Annotated in this window: 18 protein-coding genes; 8 read left to right on the top strand and 10 right to left on the bottom strand. The window is 61.8% G+C overall.

All coding sequences use genetic code 11. The features are described from left to right. Nucleotides 1-72: 72 nt before the first annotated feature. The gene (locus tag ABCW43_RS14330; RefSeq protein WP_345925536.1) at nucleotides 73-2,178 is read left to right on the top strand and encodes a DUF3363 domain-containing protein; all 2,106 of its coding nucleotides are present in this window, start codon (nucleotides 73-75) and stop codon (nucleotides 2,176-2,178) included. Nucleotides 2,179-2,185: 7 nt separating this feature from the next. On the opposite strand, the gene ABCW43_RS14335 is transcribed toward ABCW43_RS14330, so the two are convergent. Continuing rightward, nucleotides 2,186-2,443: a helix-turn-helix domain-containing protein gene (locus tag ABCW43_RS14335; protein ID WP_345926217.1), complete on the bottom strand. Its 258-nt coding sequence runs from the start codon at nucleotides 2,441-2,443 to the stop codon at nucleotides 2,186-2,188. A 131-nt stretch (nucleotides 2,444-2,574) separates the two neighbouring features. Here ABCW43_RS14335 and ABCW43_RS14340 point away from each other — a divergent pair, with 131 nt between their 5' ends. The 3 genes from ABCW43_RS14340 to ABCW43_RS14350 all read left to right on the top strand — a co-directional run bounded on the left by ABCW43_RS14340 (nucleotide 2,575) and on the right by ABCW43_RS14350 (nucleotide 3,939). Then, nucleotides 2,575-3,231 carry a hypothetical protein gene (locus tag ABCW43_RS14340; RefSeq protein ID WP_345925538.1) on the top strand — a complete coding sequence of 219 codons (657 nt, stop codon included), beginning with the start codon at nucleotides 2,575-2,577 and terminating at the stop codon, nucleotides 3,229-3,231. 124 nt (nucleotides 3,232-3,355) lie between these two features. Beyond that, the gene (locus ABCW43_RS14345; protein WP_345925540.1) at nucleotides 3,356-3,595 is read left to right on the top strand and encodes an antitoxin MazE family protein; all 240 of its coding nucleotides are present in this window, start codon (nucleotides 3,356-3,358) and stop codon (nucleotides 3,593-3,595) included. Further along, the gene (locus ABCW43_RS14350; RefSeq protein WP_345925542.1) at nucleotides 3,592-3,939 is read left to right on the top strand and encodes a type II toxin-antitoxin system PemK/MazF family toxin; all 348 of its coding nucleotides are present in this window, start codon (nucleotides 3,592-3,594) and stop codon (nucleotides 3,937-3,939) included. Before ABCW43_RS14345 ends, ABCW43_RS14350 begins: the two co-directional genes overlap by 4 nt. A gap of 1,174 nt (nucleotides 3,940-5,113) precedes the next feature. On the opposite strand, the gene ABCW43_RS14355 is transcribed toward ABCW43_RS14350, so the two are convergent. Further along, nucleotides 5,114-5,746: a Vgb family protein gene (locus ABCW43_RS14355; protein WP_345925544.1), complete on the bottom strand. Its 633-nt coding sequence runs from the start codon at nucleotides 5,744-5,746 to the stop codon at nucleotides 5,114-5,116. Nucleotides 5,747-5,755: 9 nt separating this feature from the next. Next, a complete protein-coding gene (locus tag ABCW43_RS14360) occupies nucleotides 5,756-6,976 on the bottom strand; it encodes a helix-turn-helix domain-containing protein (RefSeq protein ID WP_345925546.1) in 1,221 nt (406 codons plus the stop codon). A gap of 96 nt (nucleotides 6,977-7,072) precedes the next feature. On the opposite strand from ABCW43_RS14360, the gene ABCW43_RS14365 reads away from it, so the two are divergent. The 4 genes from ABCW43_RS14365 (at nucleotide 7,073) to ABCW43_RS14380 (ending at nucleotide 10,564) form a co-directional block, all read left to right on the top strand. Further along, a complete protein-coding gene (locus tag ABCW43_RS14365) occupies nucleotides 7,073-7,771 on the top strand; it encodes a DUF899 domain-containing protein (RefSeq protein WP_345925548.1) in 699 nt (232 codons plus the stop codon). A 154-nt stretch (nucleotides 7,772-7,925) separates the two neighbouring features. Then, the gene (locus ABCW43_RS14370; protein WP_345925550.1) at nucleotides 7,926-9,152 is read left to right on the top strand and encodes an MFS transporter; all 1,227 of its coding nucleotides are present in this window, start codon (nucleotides 7,926-7,928) and stop codon (nucleotides 9,150-9,152) included. A gap of 156 nt (nucleotides 9,153-9,308) precedes the next feature. Then, on the top strand, nucleotides 9,309-9,851 hold the full coding sequence (locus ABCW43_RS14375; RefSeq protein ID WP_345925552.1) for a sigma-70 family RNA polymerase sigma factor: 543 nt from the start codon (nucleotides 9,309-9,311) through the stop codon (nucleotides 9,849-9,851). After that, entirely contained in the window at nucleotides 9,848-10,564 is a 717-nt protein-coding gene (locus tag ABCW43_RS14380) for an anti-sigma factor (protein ID WP_345925554.1), read from the top strand. Before ABCW43_RS14375 ends, ABCW43_RS14380 begins: the two co-directional genes overlap by 4 nt. A gap of 15 nt (nucleotides 10,565-10,579) precedes the next feature. Here the strand turns inward: ABCW43_RS14380 and ABCW43_RS14385 are convergent, their stop codons facing one another. Genes ABCW43_RS14385 through ABCW43_RS14415 form a run of 7 tightly spaced genes read right to left on the bottom strand, consistent with a single transcriptional unit; the run spans nucleotide 10,580 to nucleotide 18,661 of the window. Beyond that, nucleotides 10,580-11,968 carry a M20 family metallopeptidase gene (locus tag ABCW43_RS14385; RefSeq protein ID WP_345925556.1) on the bottom strand — a complete coding sequence of 463 codons (1,389 nt, stop codon included), beginning with the start codon at nucleotides 11,966-11,968 and terminating at the stop codon, nucleotides 10,580-10,582. An 18-nt stretch (nucleotides 11,969-11,986) separates the two neighbouring features. After that, a complete protein-coding gene (locus ABCW43_RS14390; RefSeq protein ID WP_345925558.1) occupies nucleotides 11,987-12,994 on the bottom strand; it encodes an ABC transporter ATP-binding protein in 1,008 nt (335 codons plus the stop codon). Next, nucleotides 12,991-13,980 carry an ABC transporter ATP-binding protein gene (locus ABCW43_RS14395; RefSeq protein WP_345925560.1) on the bottom strand — a complete coding sequence of 330 codons (990 nt, stop codon included), beginning with the start codon at nucleotides 13,978-13,980 and terminating at the stop codon, nucleotides 12,991-12,993. Before ABCW43_RS14395 ends, ABCW43_RS14390 begins: the two co-directional genes overlap by 4 nt. After that, a complete protein-coding gene (locus ABCW43_RS14400) occupies nucleotides 13,977-14,921 on the bottom strand; it encodes an ABC transporter permease (protein WP_345925562.1) in 945 nt (314 codons plus the stop codon). The genes ABCW43_RS14395 and ABCW43_RS14400 overlap by 4 nt, the downstream gene beginning before the upstream one ends. Then, nucleotides 14,918-15,889 carry an ABC transporter permease gene (locus ABCW43_RS14405; RefSeq protein ID WP_445738947.1) on the bottom strand — a complete coding sequence of 324 codons (972 nt, stop codon included), beginning with the start codon at nucleotides 15,887-15,889 and terminating at the stop codon, nucleotides 14,918-14,920. Before ABCW43_RS14405 ends, ABCW43_RS14400 begins: the two co-directional genes overlap by 4 nt. Before the next feature lie 10 nt (nucleotides 15,890-15,899). Further along, nucleotides 15,900-17,054, bottom strand: coding sequence for an acetylornithine deacetylase (gene argE / locus ABCW43_RS14410; RefSeq protein WP_345925564.1), 1,155 nt, complete (start codon nucleotides 17,052-17,054; stop codon nucleotides 15,900-15,902). Further along, complete coding sequence (locus ABCW43_RS14415) at nucleotides 17,054-18,661, bottom strand: ABC transporter substrate-binding protein (protein ID WP_345925566.1); 1,608 nt, start codon at nucleotides 18,659-18,661, stop codon at nucleotides 17,054-17,056. Before ABCW43_RS14415 ends, argE begins: the two co-directional genes overlap by 1 nt. Between the last annotated feature and the right edge of the window lie 299 nt (nucleotides 18,662-18,960).

The following is an 18,960-nucleotide window of genomic DNA, read 5'->3' on the forward strand; positions in this document are numbered from 1 at the left end:
GTTTTTACGCCCGCCTGCGATGACGGCAATTTGCCGCTTGTCAGGCCTGGGACGGGCGCCGAACGTGCCGATATGGCCGACCGTGACGACGACAGTTTCCGCATCAAACCGGGCCGCCCGAAGAGCCGGGGCGGTTCCGCCAGCCTGCACTCGAAACCGTTCATCACCCAGGTGAAGATCGCCGTGCGCAAGGCCGGCAGAAACCCCAACCGGATCGGTGGGGCGACGGGACAGGGGAGCGGGCGCTTCAATGCCCGAGGCCGTGGCGCGAGACTTGCGCCGTCGTTTGCGAAAGACGGTGGAGGATGGACGCGCGATGGCAGTGGTACCCGGTTCCGTTCACGGCGTGTGGTGGTCAAGGCACGGGTGGTAAAGCTTGCCCCACAACGGGGGCAGTCGCGTGGCTCGAAATTCCGCTCGACTTCGGCCAAGGCAGTCGATGCACATCTGCGCTATCTGGAACGCGATGGTGTCACCAAGGACGGAGAGAAGGGCAGGGTCTATTCGGCAATCGAGGATGAGGCCGATGGAAAGGCGTTCGTCCAGCGCGGACGCGATGACCGCCATCAGTTCCGGTTCATCGTTGCGCCCGAAGATGCTGCCGACATGGCTGACATGCGATCGTTTACCCGCGATCTCCTGAAGCAGGTTGAAGGCGATCTGGATACCCGGCTGGATTGGATCGCTGTCGATCACTACAATACCGGTCATCCCCATACCCATGTCATCGTCCGGGGTGTGCTGGAGGATGGCCGCATCCTCAACATTGCCGGCGACTATATTGCCCACGGGGTCCGCAATCGAGCCGAGGCCCTGGTGACGCTGGAACTGGGCCAGCAGAGCGAGTTGGAGGTCGCGGCAAAACTGCGCCATGAGGTCGAGGCCGAACGCCTGACCCGGCTCGACAGGATGTTGATCGCGGAGTGCCGGGAACAGGGCATCATCGACCTTCGTCCCGATGATTCCGACAGCTACACAGTCCGGTCCAATCGATCGCTCCTGATCGACCGGGCGAAGCGCCTGGAGCGGTATGGCTTGACCGACGAGATCGACACCGGACGATGGACCATCCGCGATGAAGCGGAGCAGACGCTGCGTGCGCTGGGTGAGCGTGGCGATATCATCAAGACCATGCACCGGGCACTGGAGGATCACGGCCTTGCCGAGGAGCGTGGTGCCCGCGATTACATCACCCACGGCAAAAGCATCACCGAGCCAATCGTCGGTCGGGTCCTGGCAAAGGGTCTGGCAGGCGACGAGATGAGCGATCGGCTGCATCTGGTCATTGATGGTGTGGACGGACGCACCCATTATGTCGAGACAGGAGATATCGGCCGGCTCGACGATCTGCAGTGCGGCCACATCATCTCACTCGACCCGATCCCGCTTAAGACCGAGCCCAGGGCATCGGACATCAACATCCGTGATCTTGCCGCCAACAACGACGGCATTTACCGGCCAAGCGATCATCTTGAGCAGGCAAGGGCAAAGATCGAAAAGATCGGCGGTGATCCCGACGCCTTCATCCGTTCCCACGTTCGCCGTCTCGAGGCACTACGCCGTGCCGGTCATGTCGAGCGGATCGATGCCGATCACTGGAAGGTCCCCGGTGATCTTCCCGAACGTGGCATGGCCTATGATGCCAGAGACAGGGCCAAGGATTTTGCCGTCCGAACGCTGTCCACCTTCGACCTCAACAGACAAATCAGCAGCGACGGCGCGACGTGGCTTGACCGGGAGCTGGTCTCACGCAACCGCACGCCACTCGCGCAAGCGGGCTTTGGGCGGGAGGTCAGCGAGGCATTGGACCGCCGCCGCCAAAGCCTTGTCGATCAGGGACAAGCCGTGCGTCTCGATAATGGCAGCATCCGCGCGCCCAAAGATCTGCTGGAGCGACTGGAGCGAACCGAGATCGACCGCGTCGGCCGGCAGATGGCGGCGGAGCGGGGTCTGCCCTATAGGCCGAGCCAGTCGGGGGAATATGTCAGTGGATCACTCAAGGGTAGCGTCAATCTCGCCAGCGGACGTTTCGCAATGCTCGATGACGGCATCGGGTTCCAGCTTGTGCCCTGGCAGCCGGCGCTCGACCAGCGGATCGGCCAGCATATCAGTGGCGTAGTGAGAGACGGTGGTGGAGTTGATTGGAGCTTTGCTAGGAAGCGAGGACTGGGGTTGTGACGGGTCGCTATTCTGCGTCGTGGGTCTTTTGCGGGTCAGAAGCCTTTGCCAGCCGGACGCCGACGCCCTTGCCATCGCTCTCGTCTATGAACTCGATGCCGGCGGCTTCAAATACTTCGCGCAACTTCTTTAATGTGGTGGGGCGTAGTTCATCGCCCTTTTCGAAGCGGGAGATTGTTTGCGTCGAGAGGTTGGCAATTTTAGCTAGATCGCGGACTCCCCATCCCAAAGCTGTGCGCGCTAGTCTGCACTGGAGCTCGTTCATTTCACAACATTGTAGTGATTTTGATTGCGCATTTTGCCTCTGCTGTGTAATCTCTTTTGCTAAACGGCTGAACAATGTGTGGGCCACATTGCTCAGCCTGACCGTAAACCAAGTTGATAGGAACTCGGATCATGGCTGATTCCGACAATAGCAGAACTTTGCCTGTCGTCACGCGACGCAGATTGCTATCCACGTCGGCCACGTGGCTGGCGGCACAGGTCTTGGATGTGAATGCGGCGCGTCATCCTGGAAACGGCCGACCAGACGGTGGCGATCCAACATTGATGTTGTGGCAAGACTGGCGGGCGGCCCATAATCAGGTTGAGAAGTTCTGCCGAAGACAGCAGCGTCTTGAAACTGCTCTGATCGCGGCTGTCGGGTTCCCCCATGTCGACATCACTGTGCCTGATCAGCATTGCGTGATTGCGGCGTTCACGGTTGAGGAAATTGACCGCCAATTTGGCGATGCGCCGGAACACACCAAAGCAAAGGGGGCGGCAAAGGCGGTTCTTGCAGAGCGTCAAGCCGTTTGGGACGCACTGGACGAGCGGATCGGATACAGCCGCGCCAAGGAGGCGGAGGACAAAGCCTTTACGATGCGAGAGCAACGATTGAATGATCTGTTTTCACAGCCGGCTCGATCGGTTGTCGGTGTGGCCGCAAAGCTGCATACCGTTATTGCTATGGGAGAAGACAGTCCAGGCGATGAATTTCCATGGCCGCAAATTCGGGTGGCGATGATGGACCTGCTCAGTATCGGTCAAGAAAATATAGTGAACAAGGAGTGAGCGTTCTTTGTACCCTTTTTGGCGGCAATGAGGCAAAGGCACTGGCGCTCCTCTCAACAGTAAGACTCGCGATCTGCGTCGGCTTGTGATAGGTTACATGTAACCAGCCGTGATGGAGCCCACCATGCCCTTTGTTTCCAATCCCAAGCCGTCCCGCGTCAAGGTGAGCGAGCACCGCGCACGCTTGCGCGCGCAGGGCTTGCGGCCAATCCAGATTTGGGTGCCGGATGTCCGCGCACCGTCATTCAAGACGGAAGCACATCGGCAGTCGCTCGCCGTGGCGACCAGTGATCATGCCCTGAGCGATCAGGCCTTCATCGATGCGGTGTCGGACATCGATTTCGCAGATGGCGACGACGCGTGAGACGCGGCGACATTTGGACCGTATCGGGCGGCAAGGATTACGCGGGCAAACCTCGCCCTGTTGTCGTTGTACAGGACGAAGCATTCGACGCCACAGATTCCATCACCATCTGCGCCTTCACCACGGATGAGACCGAGGCGCCACTGTTCCGCCTGCCGGTGGAGCCGAACGAGCGAAACGGCCTGCATTCGCCGTGTCGATTGATGGTCGACAAGATCACGACCGTTCCAAAATCAAAGGTGGGAACAAGGGTAGGGCGGCTGGACGACGAGGATATCGTGCGGCTCAATCAGGCGGTACTTGTCTTTCTTGGGCTGGCGGGGTCACCGAAGGCGAAGACATAGCAGGCGAAGATTTTCGCGGTTCCTTCAACGCTCTGCGATACCCTACGATACGCAGTGAATTTCTGCTTTTCCTTGTCCTGTCTCTGGTTCTTAGATGGCATTTCCATACGAGTAAGGCAGAGGTCGAACATGGACGCAGACGACAAGGGACATGGGACAGCAGACAATGCGCGCCCAGAGGACGCTGGATGCAGAGTCGACGAAACCCGCCGCACCGCAGGTGAACACTTTGAACGGGTCGCCTTGGACATTGCCCGAATGATCGGACGACAGATGGCTCGGGAGCATCATGCTGCGTGGGCGGCCGCCAACGACCATGGTGGTGAAAGTTGTGCGGGCAGGGACGAACCCGAGGCGGAATAGTCTCGTTCTCACTGTCGGTAGACTTCTGAAGCGGCTTACATCAGGGCCTGCTTGCGCTTACGCTTCCGGTCGAAGCGGAACCTCCTTTGATTGCCTGCGGGGAGTGTGCCAGGTCGAAGTCACTCCCTCAAGGCCCGAGCCGCTTTGCGGTGGCGCGTGCGGCGCCAGCCTTGATTGATCATCTTCGACCCAGCTGTTGGCCGTGAAGCAGGAAAGGCGGGGTGCGGGCGCTGAAGGAAGCACCCGCAACGTCCACCAGGGACCACGCCGCCGCTGTTGCGATGTGGACCCGATCCGAATTAAATTTGGTCATCAGAAGATGGATCAAATCCTCGGCAGCGCGTCCGGGGCTCCGGCAATACTGGCTTAAAAGGTAAGTATTTGCGCTCATGGTCCGATGGGTCGCATGGTCTCAACACCAGATACCAATAACTTATTCTGCCAGTTTTGGTATCGCGCATTGAACCATTCGCAGGAATGGTTTGTTGCGAGCCCCCGCAACCAAATCTTACATAATCATCAACACGAAAGCCCTCCTCACCCGAGGGCTTTCGTGCGTTTGGAGGCTCGAACGCATCACCCTCAGATCGCCCGAAACGCCCACCGCAAATGGCCGAGACCCCTGGCCGAGGCGGCTGACCGTTGATCGCGGTCGTTGCCTTGAACGGAATGGTCCAGCCGCCCTAAAAGCACTGCATCCGGCAATTCCGGACATCGGCGGGATTGCTAAGCCGCCTTGCCGACATTGGCGTCCGATGATGACCTTGCTGCGCGGGATGAAAGAGCCCGTTTTCGAACTGGCCGCGAGATCCTATCTGGGACGGCGGACGGCTCGCACCTTGCCGCTGCTTCCGCCGCCGCAGAAGAATTGGCCGGCGCCGTCCGACTCCAGACCCGATACTCCAAGTCCCAGTGGCATTTCGAGCGTTTCCAGCATCTTTCCCGTTCGGGGATCGACGCGCCTTACTTCGCCCTCGTCGCCTTCCCAGACGCCATGCCAGAGCTCGCCGTCGATCCACGTCACGCCGGTGACGACGCGATTGGACACGATGGTACGAAGGATCTTGCCGGTATCGGGATCGACCTGATGGATCTTTCGGCCGCGATATTCGCCGACCCAGAGGGTTCCTTCGGCCCAGGCGAGCCCGGAATCACCGCCATTCCCAGGGGCCGGGATCGTCGCGAGCACGCGGCCCGTCTTCGGGTCGATCTTCTGGATGCGATCCTCGGCGATCTGAAACAGGTGCTCGCCGTCAAAGGCCGTCCCCGCATGCGCGGCGACATCGACCGAGCGCACCGTCTCGCCGCTCGCCGGATCCAAGGCGTTCAGCTTGTTTCCCGAGGCAAACCAGACGTGCCGGCCATCGAAGGTGACGCCATGCACCTCATCTATCCCCGGGAAGGGTCCGTATTCTCGGATTATTTCGGCTTGAGATTTTTTCATGCGCTCATCCTAGTCGTTTGGGAGCGGACTGGGGAGTAACAAGATTGTCGGGAACCCCGGCACGGAGGGGGCCATCCACCGACGCGCCCGCCCCTGGCCGAACCATTGCACCTTGCCGGCTGCCAAGAGCTGGTCCAGCGTCCGCTGCACGGTGCGGGAACTCGCGCCAAGCGCGATCGCCAGCGCCGAACTCGACCAGGCCTCGCCGTCCGCAAGGAAGGCGAGCACTGCCGCGTGCGGCTCGTCCACGGGCGGGGCCAGTACGACGACTTCGCCATCTCCGCGCGGCGACAGCGCAAAGCCTCTCTTCGTCGCCGTGACATCCGCCAGCGTCTGAAGCTCAAGGCGCAGCCGGCCAATTTCCACCCGCAGCCGGGCACGATGCGATTCATCCGCGTGCCTGGCTCGAAAGGCGCGGTAGAGCAGGGTGGTTCTCGGCACGTCGCCCGGCCAGGCCTCACCCAGGGCGCGGGCCAGCGCGAACAATATCGGCCGCGACGAAAGCGCTACCTGCGTGTCGCCGACCCGCACGACGTTGCGGCATGCATCCACCACGAGCGCGCCCGAGGCGAGGACCGTTTCGACTTCCTCCAGCAGGATCGGACGTTCGACCCCCCGCGCCACCAGCCGGGCGGCAGGTGTTTTCAAGACAAGCGCCGCGCTTTCGACCTCTGCCGATAACGGGGGAATGTCGGCTTCCCGTGCCGCCTGTCCTGCGCGCGCGAGCGCGGCGCGGGCCGCCTCTATCCGCAGGCGCCGGAGCGCCACGCCTGCAACGACCAGTTCATACGCAGCTCTCGATGCGGGCGGAAGCGGAGGCGGGGCGAAGGCGGCGAGCATACGCTCGGCCTCGTCGAGGCGGCCGATCAGCAGCAGGCGCCGGACCTCCAGAGTGAACGCATGTGCGGCGTTTACCCTGTCACCATGCGCTTCGAGTGTTGCCCGTGCGGCGTCGAGCGCCTTTACAGGCCAGGCAAGATCACGGGAGACGAGGGCGATCTCCGCCTCGGCAACGACACATCTGGCACGCGCTATCGTCTCTTTGGGACCGAACGCGCGGGCGGCCCTTTTGAGGAGAGCCTTTGCTCGGACGAGATCGCCGAGCTGGGCCATGGCGATGCCTCTCAGTGCGAGCGCAGGCGCATCGTCGCGCAGGGCCACCCGTTTCAAGGCGCCAAGGGGATCACCTGAGGCGAGCGCACGCGCCGCGGCGGTGATCAGCGAGTCCATCGGAATCCCGTCACACTTGTCACTCTCACCATTCGATATCCGGCCCTAGTCTATCCCTCGACCATCAAGCTGCATTCCAACAAACAGGAGGTTGATATGCGAAATCAAGTCGTTTCGCCGGAAGAATGGTTGAAGGCCCGCCTTGAACTGCTCGCTGCGGAGAAGGAATTCACTCGCCAACGGGATACGCTGACGCGCCGCCGGATGGCGATGCCCTGGGAACGGGTCGAAAAACCCTACCAGTTCGAGGGGCCGGATGGCGAGCTTTCCCTGGGGGATCTTTTCGAAGGGCGCCCGCAGTTGATCGTCTATCATTTCATGTTCGGTCCCGATTGGGAGGAGGCATGCAAGTCATGTTCGTTCTGGGCCGACAATTTCAACGGCATCCCAATCCACCTCAACCATCGCGACGTGACCTTCGTCGCCATCTCGCGGGCGCCGCTTGCCAAGATCGACGCCTACAAGAAGCGCATGGGCTGGAACTTCCCGTGGTTCTCCTCGAACGGCAGCGATTTCAATTTCGACTATCAGGCGTCGGTGAGGCCGGAAGATCTCCCCAAGGGCGTGGCCTATTACAATTACAAGGTCCAGCCGAGCAACGCATCCGAAGAAGTGGGAATCAGCGTCTTCTACCGGGATGAGAGCGGCGAGGTGTTCCACACCTATTCCTGCTATTCGCGCGGCGTCGACATGCTCAACGGCGCCTACCACTATCTCGATCTCGTGCCCAAGGGCCGCAATGAGGACGAATTCCGGTTCCCGATGGCGTGGCTGCGCCGGCACGACCAGTATTGAGGCAGCCTTTGGCCCGTCTCGACAGGAACCGGAGCCGACGGAAGTCGATCCGGTCCAGGCAATTAACCTTCTGACATGCCGGGATTTCGCGGCCGTGCGCAGGCAACAGCATTGCCGCATGGCTGCTTGCCGGACACCCCAAACGGAGACGAAGATGACCAATATTCAATATCGATGGGTAATCGTGGCCGCTGGCGGCCTACTCGGCTGCCTTGCCATCGGCTCGATGTTTTCCCTGCCCGTTTTCCTCCTGCCCATCGCGCGCGACACCGGATGGTCGGTTACTGGCGTCTCGAGCGCGATGACCATCGGTTTTGTCGCCATGGCATTCGCCAGCATTGCATGGGGCAGCCTGTTCGATCGGTGGGGGCCGCGCCCCATCGTTTTTGCCGGCTCGGTTCTGCTTGCCGCCAGTCTCGCATCGGCAAGCCTTATATCATCGCTGGTGGCCTTTCAGCTCATCTTCGGGCTCGCCGTCGGCACGGCGATCGCGGCAATCTTCGCGCCGATGATGGCCTGCGTCACAGGTTGGTTCGACACGCATCGAAGCCTCGCGGTCTCGCTGGTTTCGGCCGGCATGGGGATGGCGCCGATGACCATGTCACCATTCGCAGCGTGGCTCGTGTCGATCTACGACTGGAGAACCTCCCTGCAGATCATCGCCATACTCGTGGCAGTCGTGATGATCCCGGTTTCCTTCCTTGTCCGACGTGCTCCGGCTCCGAAAGAAAGCGGTGCCGCTGCCTCTGCCGACGGCGAACTGCAGTCGTCCATGTCGACGGCGCAGGTGTTGAGATCGCCCCAGTTCATCATCCTGCTGCTCACCAATTTCTTCTGCTGCGCAACCCATTCGGGCCCGATCTTCCACACCGTGAGCTATGCGGTGACCTGCGGAATTCCGATGATCGCTGCCGTGTCGATCTATAGTATCGAAGGGCTGGCGGGCATGGGCGGGCGTGTCGTCTTCGGCATTCTTGGAGACCGGTTCGGCGCCAAGCAGGTTCTCGTTCTCGGCCTGCTGGTCCAGGCTTTCGGGGCACTGGCCTATGTTTTCGCGCAGGGTCTTGGGTCGTTCTATACGGTCGCTGCCCTGTTCGGCTTCATCTATGCCGGCGTCATGCCGCTCTATGCGGTGATCGCCCGCGAGAACTTCCCGATGCGGATGATGGGCACCGTCATCGGCGGAACGGCAATGGCCGGCGGCCTCGGTATGGCGACTGGCCCCCTGGCCGGAGGACTGATCTACGACACGTTCGCCAGCTACACATGGCTCTATGTCGGCTCCTGGGGGATCGGGATCGGCGCCTTCCTGATCGCCTTGACCTTCAAGCCTTTTCCGAAGGGTCAACGGGCGGTGCCGGCCCTCGACGCCGCCTGCTAATGCCCCGGCGAGCAGCAGTGATCCCGACGAGGCAAAGCCAGGGCGGGATATCGGCTGCGAGGAGATGGAAGACCCTGCTGCGGGTTTTGCGACGAAGGCGCCTTGTTTTTTGAGATCTGCGTTCTCTATAGATGGGGACGGCGAGGTTTTTTCCGAATGCAAAGCAATGAGATCGCGGCTCTGGTCAATCGCGTGGCGATGGGTGATCGCAAAGCGTTCGCCTCGTTGTATAATGCGACGAGCGCGAAACTATTTTCGATCTGCCTGCGTATCTTGAAAGACAGGGCCGACGCGGAAGAAGCGCTTCAGGAAATCTATGTCAGGGTCTGGCAGCGCTCCAGGACTTTTGCCGTGGATACCGGTTCGCCGCTCGCCTGGTTGGCGGCGATCGCCCGCAATCATGCGATCGACATCCTCCGGGCCAGGAAGCCTGTCGCAGAAGACCTTGATGACGCTTACGACCTTGCCGACGACGGCACGCTCGATCCCGAACAGCAGGTGGCCAATGCGGATGAAGGCCGTCGCATCGACAGGTGCATGGAGGAGCTCGCGTCCGCGCATGCACGTGCGGTTCGACGTGCCTATGTCGAAGGTTTGAGTTATCTTGAACTGGCGGAAGAATTGAAGGTACCGTTGAATACGGTGCGCACATGGCTGCGCCGGAGCCTTCTGAAATTGAGAGAGTGCATGGAGCGATGACGTCGGGCGAACAAAGTCAGGGCAGGCGGCCGCAGGACGAGATCCTGGCCGGCGAGTATGTGCTCGGCGTTCTGTCGCTCGAGGCCCGCCGCGCCGTGGAACAGCGGATCGCCAATGACCGCGCTTTTGCCCGGATCGTCGAACGGTGGCAAGCAGACCTCGCCTCATTCAACGACGACTATGAGGACGTGACGCCGAGCCCGGCGATTTTCGGCCGGATCGAAACGCGGCTCTTCGGCCCCGCCCGGGCTGCTCCATCTTCATGGGGTCTGTGGAATTCCGCGCTGTTCTGGCGACGGCTCTCATTCGCCACGACGGCGGTTGCGGTGGTTGCCGTCGTCTATGCGTCGGGCGTGATCCAAGGACCGCAGGGATCTGCGCCCCTGGTGGCGGAATTGTCCTCGACCGATAGCCAGATCAACCTGCTTGCGTCCTACGATGCCGGAAACGGGCGTTTGCGGATCGTACCGGTCGCGGCCGGCGGACGCGAAGAGAAGTCGCTAGAGCTCTGGCTGGTGCCCGGAAGCGGCGACCCGCGGTCTCTCGGCGTGTTCGAGCCGGATCAGGCAGGAGAGCTCGTGATACCTGCGGATCTGCGTCGCGACATGGCTGAGGGCGCGACGCTTGCCGTCAGCCTCGAACCGTTCGGCGGCTCGCCCACCGGTGTAGCGACCGGTCCTGTCATAGCGAGCGGCGCCGTGCGCAGGCCCTGACGCCGAAGCTGAAGGTTACGCCGCAGTCTCGCCGATATCCCAATACAGCCCGGCCATCATCGCGAGCCCTTCCCGGACGATCGAGATCGGCAGGTGTTCGTTCGGCGCGTGTTGCAGGCAGCCCGGATAGGAATGCGGGATCCAGATGGTCGGCAGGCCGAGCAGATCCGAGAAAATGTTGTTCGGCAGCGAGCCGCCGAGATTGGGCAGTATCGCCGGCGGGGCGCCGACGGTTTTTTCAATCGAAGCGGCGACGCGTTTGACCCACGGATGATCAGGATCGAGGCGGCTGGCGGGGAAAATCGCGTCAGTCGGATCCTTGACCACGACGCGGTCGTAACCTGCGTCCCTTAGCGCTTTGCGGACGGCCGGGACCACCGCATCCGGATCGACGCCGACCGGGAAACGGAGTTGTACGCGGGCGCGAGCTTTTGGCGGGATGGCGTAGAGCGGCTGGGCGAGGTTGCCGCATTCCATCTCCATCACCTCGAAGGAGCTCCAGGCAAACACCTTTTCCTCCGGCGTAAGGCCGGGTTCGCCCCACCAGGGCTCGATCGGCGGATCGCCGGCAGCGGGCGTGATGTGGCAATGCTTCAATGCCGCACGGACGTTTTCCGGGATCGAACCCGGCGTCATTTCGGGCACCTTGATCTGGCCGGTGCGGCCGACCAGTGCGGTAATCGCGTGGCAGAGTTCGATGCCCGGATTGGAGAGGATACCGCCCCAGTTGCCGGAATGCTGGAAGCTTTCGCGGGCATCGATCTCCAGATGGAAGGACATGCCGCCGCGGGCGCCGAGGAAGATGGTCGGGCGGTCGAGGGCAAGGCGGGGGCCATCGGAGGCGATGAAGACATCCGCCTTCAACTCGTCCCGGTGCGCGGCGCACATTTCCTCCAGGCCCAGGGAGCCGGATTCCTCGCCCATCTCGATCAGGTATTTGAGGTTGAAACCGAGCGAGCCTTTGACCGCGAGCAGTGTTTCGACGGCGGCGAGGTTCACGGCATGCTGGCCCTTGTTGTCGGCCGTGCCGCGGCCATACCAAGCGCCGTTCCTCTCGGTCATCTCGAAAGGCGAGAGGCCTTCTTCCCATTGGCCGTCCAGGCCGGCGACGACGTCGCCATGGCCATATTGCAGGACGGTGGTGAAGTCCGGGTCTTCGATGCGTTCGGCGAGCAGGAAGGGGCCGGGAGCTCTATCGTTTTCGTAGATCTTCGTCGTGAAGCCCAGTCGTTCGAAAAAGGGCTGTATGTCGTGGGTGATGTAGCACCAAAGGTCGGGCTTGTTGGCCGCGACGCGGCTGGCGGACGGGATCGCCACGCGCCGTCGCAATGTTTCTTCGAAGGAACCGTCATCGAGATAGCCGGTGGCCTTGTCGATCGTTGCTTGGCGGGAGACGGTCGTCATGGGGGTATCCTTGAAAATTCAGGCCATCCTGACCTGTGCGGCCGGCGGAAAGACCGTCGCGTTCGACAGATCGAGATCGAAATGACAGCGGAACATGCCGCCGCTCTCGGTCGCTTTCTGCGGCGGCGAGGTATTGCGGCAGATATCCTGCGCGAAGGGACAGCGGGTGTGGAACCGGCAGCCGGACGGCGGGAAGGCCGGGTTCGGCAGTTCGCCGGCAATCGGATGCAGCGACCGATCGCTGGTATCCATGTCCGGTGCGGCATCGATCAGCAGGCGCGTATAGGGGTGGCGTGGCTTGCGGAACAGTTCTTCCGACGTCGCTTCTTCCACGAGTTCGCCCAGATACATGACGCCGATCCGGTCGGCCATGATGCGCACGACCGAGAGATTGTGGGTGATGAACAGGCTGGTGAGGTGGAGGTTCTTCTGGAGGTCGCGGAGCAGATTGAGGATCTGCGCCTGAACCGAGACGTCGAGCGCCGAAGTCGGTTCATCGAGAACCAGGAAGTCCGGTTCTCCGGCAAGCGCCCGGGCGATGCAGATACGCTGCCGCTGGCCGCCTGAAAATTCCTGCGGATATTTTTCGGCGTCGGCGGCGGAAAGGCCGACCTGGACAAGCAGTTGGTCGACGCGGGCGCGGATCGCGGCGCGGCCCTGGCGCAGCTTATGCACCCGGATGGGCTCGGCGATGATGTCCTCGATCGTCCAGCGGCCGTTCAGCGAGGAATAGGGGTCCTGGAAGATCATCTGCAGGCGCGGCTTGTTGCCCGATGCATTCGGCGGAAAGCTGATCTCGCCGGATGTGGGTGCCATCAGGCCGGAGACGAGGCGCGCCAGCGTGGACTTGCCGCAGCCACTTTCACCGACCAGACCCATGGTCTCGCCATGGCGGACGGTGAGGCTGACATCGCTGACGGCCTTGGTGCCGCCGGTCTCGTTCTTTTTCAACCGTTCCAGGAGGCTCTGGTTACGGGGATAGACCTTGCTGACGTCGTTGAGGATGAGGAAATCGGAAGCGCTCATGCAGTCACCCTTTCCAGCGGATGGAAGCAGGAAAAGGCAGAGCTTTCCGCGTGATAGAGCGGCGGAATGGTGGCTCGGCAGTCACTTTCCGCCTTGAAACAGCGCGGATTGAAGGCGCAGCCGGGGGGAACCGCGCCAAGTCCGGGCATGGCGCCCGGGATCTGGTCTAGCCGCATCTCGCCGGTGGCCGATGGCATCGGCGTCGCCCGGATCAGGCCGCGCGTATAGGGATGTTTCGGGGCGTTGAAGAGTTCGCCGACCGGGCTGATCTCGGCGACGCGGCCGGCATAAAGCACCGCGACGCGATCGGCCATCTTGGCGATGACGCCGAGATCGTGGGTGATCAGCATCATGCTGACATTGCTTTCCCGGTGCAGGTCACGCAGCAGTTCGAGGATATGCGCCTGGACCGAGACGTCGAGTGCGGTGGTCGGCTCGTCGGCAATGACCAGAGCGGGGTTGGCGCAGAGCGCCAGGGCGATCACCACGCGCTGCCGCATGCCGCCGGAAAGCTGGTGCGGGTAACGTTTGAACTGGACGTCGGGATTGGGCAGGCCGACGCGGTCGAGCCAGTCGAGCGCCCTCTTTTTCGTCTGGTTGCCACCGAGCTTCATATGCGCCTGGATGGTGTCGCAGAGCTGCTGGCCGATGGTGATGACGGGGTTGAGGCTGGTCATCGGATCCTGGAAGACGAAACCGATCCGGCCGCCACGCACCCGGCGCATCGCTTTCGGGGAAAGCTGGTCGAGACGCTCGCCGGCGAGGGTGATGGTGCCGCCGGTGCGCTTGAGCGGCGGTACGAGGAGGTCGATGATCGCGGCACCGGTGATCGACTTGCCGGCGCCGGATTCGCCGACGATGCCGAGCACTTCGCCGGGATTGACGAAAAAGGAGACTTTGTCGAGCGCGGTAACTAGCCCGCCATCTCGGTTGATGGTGACGGTGAGGTCGCGGACGTCGAGGAGCGGAGTGGTTGTGGCGGTCATGAGCGGCCCCGCAGGCGCGGATTGTAGACGTCGCGCAGGTGGTCGCCGAGGATGTTCACCGAGACGACGAAGAGGACGAGGATCAGGCAGGGCCAGACCGAGATCCACCATTCGCCCGACTGCAGGAAATTGTTGCCGTTGCGGATCAGCGTGCCGAGCGAAGGCGAGGTGACCGGAATGCCGATGCCGAGAAAGCTCAGGGTCGCCTCGGTGATGATGGCGATGCCGAGGTTGATGGTGGCAATGACGAGGACCGGCGCCATGACATTCGGCAGGATATGCAGGACGATGATCGAAAAATTGCTGCGGCCGGTGATGCGGGCGGCCGAGACATAGTCCTGATCGCGCTCGATCATCACCGACGAGCGGATGGTGCGGGCATACTGGACCCAGAAGGCGATGCCGATGGACATCACGACGATGGCGATCGCGGTGCCGACGCTGCGCTCGGTGCCGAGTGCTGCACGGGCCGCACCGTCGATGATCATCGCCAGCAGCAGGGCGGGATAGGCGAGCTGCACGTCGGCGACGCGCATGATGAAGGCATCCACCTTGCCGCCGACGAAACCGGCGATCAGGCCGAGGCTGCCGCCGAGGACGAGGCCGATGGTGACCGACAGGAAGCCGACGATGATCGAGGTGCGCATGCCATAGGCCATGGCGGTGATCAGGTTGCGGCCTTGGTCGTCGGTGCCGAGCGGGAAATCGGCAGAACCGTCCGCCATCCATGCCGGCGGAATGAAACTGTCCAGCACCGACATGCCGGAAAATTCGAACGGGTTCAGCGAGAACAGCGGCACGACGAAGGCGTAGATCAGCAGCGCGAAGATCACGAGCGCGCAGAGGGTGGGGCCGGGCGCCCTGCGCATCGCGCGCAGAAGCTTGGCGCCTCTGCTGCGGCGGGCGGGACCGGCCGCGGGAGTGTTGACGACAGGCGTCATGATTGCCTCCTCAACACGCGGGCGTCGATCAGCGGATAGAGCAGTTCGACGATGAGATTGATGACCATGAAGACCAGGCCGACGAAGATGAGATAAATGGCGATGACCGGGATGTCGGCGCCCTGGATCGATTGCAGGAAGAGGGAGCCGAGGCCCGGCCAGGCGAAGACGTTTTCCGTCACCACCGAAAAGGCGATGATATTGCCGAGCTGCAGGCCGAGCATGGTGATGACCGGCAGCAGCGTGTTCTTGATCGCATAGACATACCAGATGCGCGCTTCCGACAGGCCGCGGGCGCGGGCGAAGCGGATATGCTCGCTCTGGCCGACTTCCATCAACTGCGTGCGCAGCATGCGGATGATGAAGGCGACCTGGAAGGTGGAAAGGGTCGCCGCCGGCAGGATGATCGCCCGCCAACCGGAAACGCTGAGAAGCCCGGTCTTCCAGAAACCGAGATCGACAACCGTGCCACGTCCGAACGAGGGGAGCAGGCCGAGCTGAACCGAAAACACGGCAATCAGCAGGATGCCGACGACGAAATTCGGCAGCGTGATGCCGGCCGTCGAGATCAGCATGATGAAGCGGCCGAACAGCGAGTTCGGGTTGACGCCGCAATAGATGCCGGCCGGCACGCCGACCACGATGGTGATCAGCAGGCTGACGAAGGCGAGCTCGACGGTGGCGGGCAGGCGTTCGGCGATCAGGTTGGCGACCGGATCCTGGGTGCGATAGGAAAAACCGAAATCGCCCTGCAGCATATTGCCGATGAAATGCAGGAACCGCGTCCAGAGCGGCTGGTCGAGGCCGAGCTTGGCGATCAGTTCCAGCCGCTCGTTGACGGTCGCGTCGGCGGAGAGGAGAGCCGCCAGCGGGTCGCCGATATTGGCGACCAGCAGGAAGGCGATGAAGCTGATCACCAGCAGGACGATGACCGTCTGCACGATCCGTGACGCGGCATAATTCAGCACGACAGGCTCCTCAGCAGCAGCTGTCCCCGAGCTTGTCGAGGAAGGCGGTGCATTTTTCGAGCTCGGAAATGGCGACCGACTCGTCCGGCTGATGAGCATCGGCGATATCGCCCGGACCGATGACAACCGAAGGGACGCCGGCGATCTGGAAAATACCCGCTTCCGTGCCATAGGAAACATAACGGGGTTCGGTGCGGCCGAGAAGCGTCAATAATTCCGCATCGAGCGCCGGATCGTCGTTGGGCTTCAGGCCGGGAATGCTGGCCTGGACATCGAAGACGATGCCGCAGGACGGGTCGATCGCCTTCATCGCCGGCTCGAGCTTCTCGCTGGCAAAACGCTTCATGTGGTCCAGCACCTCATAGGTACTCTGACCGGGGATGAGGCGCATTTCCCAGAAGAACTCGCAGTTTTCGGAGACGATATTGCCGTGCAGGCCGCCCCTGATGACGGTGACCTGGGTGGTCGAATAGGGTGGGTCGAGCCCTTCGAACCGCGGGCCGTTGCGCATGTCCTCGCGAATGCGGTTGATTTCGGCGATCATGTCGCCGGCGACCATGACGGCGTTGACGTAGCGGTCCGGCTGCGAGGAATGGCCGGGCTTGCCCTTGATGCGGCACCAGCCGATCAGGCCGCCCTTGTGGGCTGCGATCATGTCCATGCTGGTCGCTTCGCCGATCACGGCAAGGCGCGGCTTCAGGTCGCTCTGGCCAACCCACTCGGCCATCGAGCCGACACCGGTGCAGCCGACCTCCTCGTCATAGGAAAAGGCGAGGTGCACAGGCTTCTTGAGATTCTTGGCGGCAATGCCGGGCACGGCCGCGAGACAGCAGGCGAGAAAGCCCTTCATGTCGGTCGCGCCGCGGCCGATCAGGCGGCCGTTGGCTTCCCTCAGCGTCCAGGGATCGCCGGTCCAGGCCTGGCCTTCGGTCGGCACCACATCCGTATGGCCGCTGAAGATGATGCCGCCGGGCGCTTCCGGGCCGATCGTGATCAGCACGTTCGCCTTGTCGCCCTCGGGATTTGCGAAGCGCCGGACGCGCCCCCCAAAGGGGGCGGTCTGGGCTTCGACATATTCGATCAGGTCGAGATTGGAAACGGCGCTGACAGTCGGGAAAGCAACGAGGCCGGCAAGCTGGCGCGAGATATCGGATGCAATCGTCATTATTTCACCGTGAAATAACGCAGCGGATAGGCAAGGTCGGCCGGCTGGACAACGGTGACGTTGTCCTTGACGCCCCAGAGAATGTTCAACTGGTGAAGCGGAATGAAAGCGACATCGGCTTTCATGAGCTTGAAGGCCTGGGTGATATAGCCGGTGCGCTTGGCCTGATCCGTTTCCTTGCCGATCAGGTCGATCAGCTTGTCGACTTCCGGGTTGGAATAGCCGCCGATGTTGAAGGCGCCGAGGCCGCTCTTGGGATCGCGGGTGGCGGCGATCGAAGTCAGGAAGATGTGGGCGTCATAGGTGGCCGGCGAGTAACCGAGCATCGCCATGCTGGTATTGTATTCCGGTGGATTGACCTGGGTCGCCCATTTGGCGGTCGGCTGGGCGCGCGGATCGACCTTGATATTGATGCGGGCGAGCGAGGCGGCGACCGCCAGGCAGGTCGCCTCGTCGTTCATGAACCGGTCGCTGGTGCAATCCAGTGTCACCGAGAAACCGTTTTCGTAGCCGGCTTCCTTCATCAGCGCCTTGGCCTTGTCGACATCCGGCTTCACCGGTGCGCCGAGGGCGGCATCGAAACCGTTGACTTCCTTGCCGATCGGCAGGCCGACCGGGACCGAGAAATTGCGCATGATGCGCTTCTGGATCGCGCCGGTGTCGATCGCCAGTTCCATGGCCTGGCGGACCTTCAGGTCCTTGAAGGGGTTCTTGGTCTTTTCGCTGCCGAAGATCAGGCTGTCGCGGGCGACATCCGGCTGGATGTAGATGGTGCGAAGGTCGGGGCCTGCCTGCATGTGCAGCTTCGGATCGTTCTCGATGCGCTCGGCATCCTGCGGCGGTACGCCGTCGATCATGTCGACTTCGCCGGAGATGAGTGCGGATACGCGGGTCGACGGGTTGGGGATCACGAAGAACGTCGCGTTGTCGACATTGCCGGTCTTCTTGTCCCACCAACCGGGGTTCGGCGCGAAGACCGTCTTCACGCCCGGATCGCGTTCCTTGATGACGTAGGGACCGGTGCCGATGGCGTTGCGGTTGGCAAACGTTTCCGTGGCGTTGTTGGCGGCGCCCGGCTGCACCGTGTTATTCGCCTCGGCCCATTCCTTGTCCATGATGTACCAGTTGGTAATCTGGTTCGGCAGGATGGGGTTGATGGCGCGCGTCTTGATGCGGATCTTGTAGTCGTCGACCTTCTCGATCGAAGCGATCGAATTCAGGTTGGCCTTGATGCCGCCGGCCTGCCCGCGGGTCAGCGAGAAGACCACGTCATCGGCGGTGAAGGCATTGCCGTTCGAAAATTTCACGTCCTTGCGAAGGTTGAATTCCCAGGTCGTGCCGTCGATCTGTTTCCAGTCGGTCGCAAGTGCGCCCTCGATCTTCTGCTCGGCGTTACGGCGCACAAGCGGCTCGTAGACATTGGCAAGAACGGCGAAGATCAGCGTGTTCGAAACCGCATGGGGATCGAGCGTATAGGCATCGAGCGGACCTGCGAACTTGAAATCCGCCGCCTGGGCAATGCCCCCGAGCGGAGCGGCAATCGCGGCTGCGGCGATGGTACCCAGCAGCATCTTACGTTTGAATGCAGAAAACGGGAAAGGCATCATGATCTCCTAAGCGCGCTACGAGACAGTCGGAATATGGAACAACGATGCGGTAGATATTTTATAGTTAAAATATCTCGACGGAGTGAGCCCTGGAATTGCGAGCATGCAGCGTTCCCTGTCGTTGTTTTGAGATGCCTACTTGCGAGGCTTGGGCAAACAATAGGCGAAATAACGAAACATGCAAGCATGTTTGATCAAATGAGCGCAACTCTTTCGGGCGAGCAAAATACCGGCGCGCGGAAGCGCTTCCGAAGCGCAGGCGCATCGGAATATATCAAGAATTTCAATGCCATATATGA

The sequence above is a fragment of the Neorhizobium tunisiense genome (assembly GCF_039631515.1).
Lineage (GTDB): Bacteria > Pseudomonadota > Alphaproteobacteria > Rhizobiales > Rhizobiaceae > Neorhizobium.

Coding starts and splice junctions, on each gene's coding strand:
- ABCW43_RS14330 (WP_345925536.1), top strand. CDS start 73: ATGGCCGACCGTGACGACGACAGTTTCCGCATCAAACCGGGCCGCCCG.
- ABCW43_RS14355 (WP_345925544.1), bottom strand. CDS start 5,746: ATGAAAAAATCTCAAGCCGAAATAATCCGAGAATACGGACCCTTCCCG.
- ABCW43_RS14390 (WP_345925558.1), bottom strand. CDS start 12,994: ATGAGCGCTTCCGATTTCCTCATCCTCAACGACGTCAGCAAGGTCTAT.
- ABCW43_RS14380 (WP_345925554.1), top strand. CDS start 9,848: ATGACGTCGGGCGAACAAAGTCAGGGCAGGCGGCCGCAGGACGAGATC.
- ABCW43_RS14345 (WP_345925540.1), top strand. CDS start 3,356: ATGCCCTTTGTTTCCAATCCCAAGCCGTCCCGCGTCAAGGTGAGCGAG.
- ABCW43_RS14340 (WP_345925538.1), top strand. CDS start 2,575: ATGGCTGATTCCGACAATAGCAGAACTTTGCCTGTCGTCACGCGACGC.
- ABCW43_RS14375 (WP_345925552.1), top strand. CDS start 9,309: ATGCAAAGCAATGAGATCGCGGCTCTGGTCAATCGCGTGGCGATGGGT.
- ABCW43_RS14335 (WP_345926217.1), bottom strand. CDS start 2,443: ATGAACGAGCTCCAGTGCAGACTAGCGCGCACAGCTTTGGGATGGGGA.
- ABCW43_RS14400 (WP_345925562.1), bottom strand. CDS start 14,921: ATGACGCCTGTCGTCAACACTCCCGCGGCCGGTCCCGCCCGCCGCAGC.
- ABCW43_RS14360 (WP_345925546.1), bottom strand. CDS start 6,976: ATGGACTCGCTGATCACCGCCGCGGCGCGTGCGCTCGCCTCAGGTGAT.
- argE (WP_345925564.1), bottom strand. CDS start 17,054: ATGACGATTGCATCCGATATCTCGCGCCAGCTTGCCGGCCTCGTTGCT.
- ABCW43_RS14365 (WP_345925548.1), top strand. CDS start 7,073: ATGCGAAATCAAGTCGTTTCGCCGGAAGAATGGTTGAAGGCCCGCCTT.
- ABCW43_RS14415 (WP_345925566.1), bottom strand. CDS start 18,661: ATGATGCCTTTCCCGTTTTCTGCATTCAAACGTAAGATGCTGCTGGGT.
- ABCW43_RS14370 (WP_345925550.1), top strand. CDS start 7,926: ATGACCAATATTCAATATCGATGGGTAATCGTGGCCGCTGGCGGCCTA.
- ABCW43_RS14385 (WP_345925556.1), bottom strand. CDS start 11,968: ATGACGACCGTCTCCCGCCAAGCAACGATCGACAAGGCCACCGGCTAT.
- ABCW43_RS14395 (WP_345925560.1), bottom strand. CDS start 13,980: ATGACCGCCACAACCACTCCGCTCCTCGACGTCCGCGACCTCACCGTC.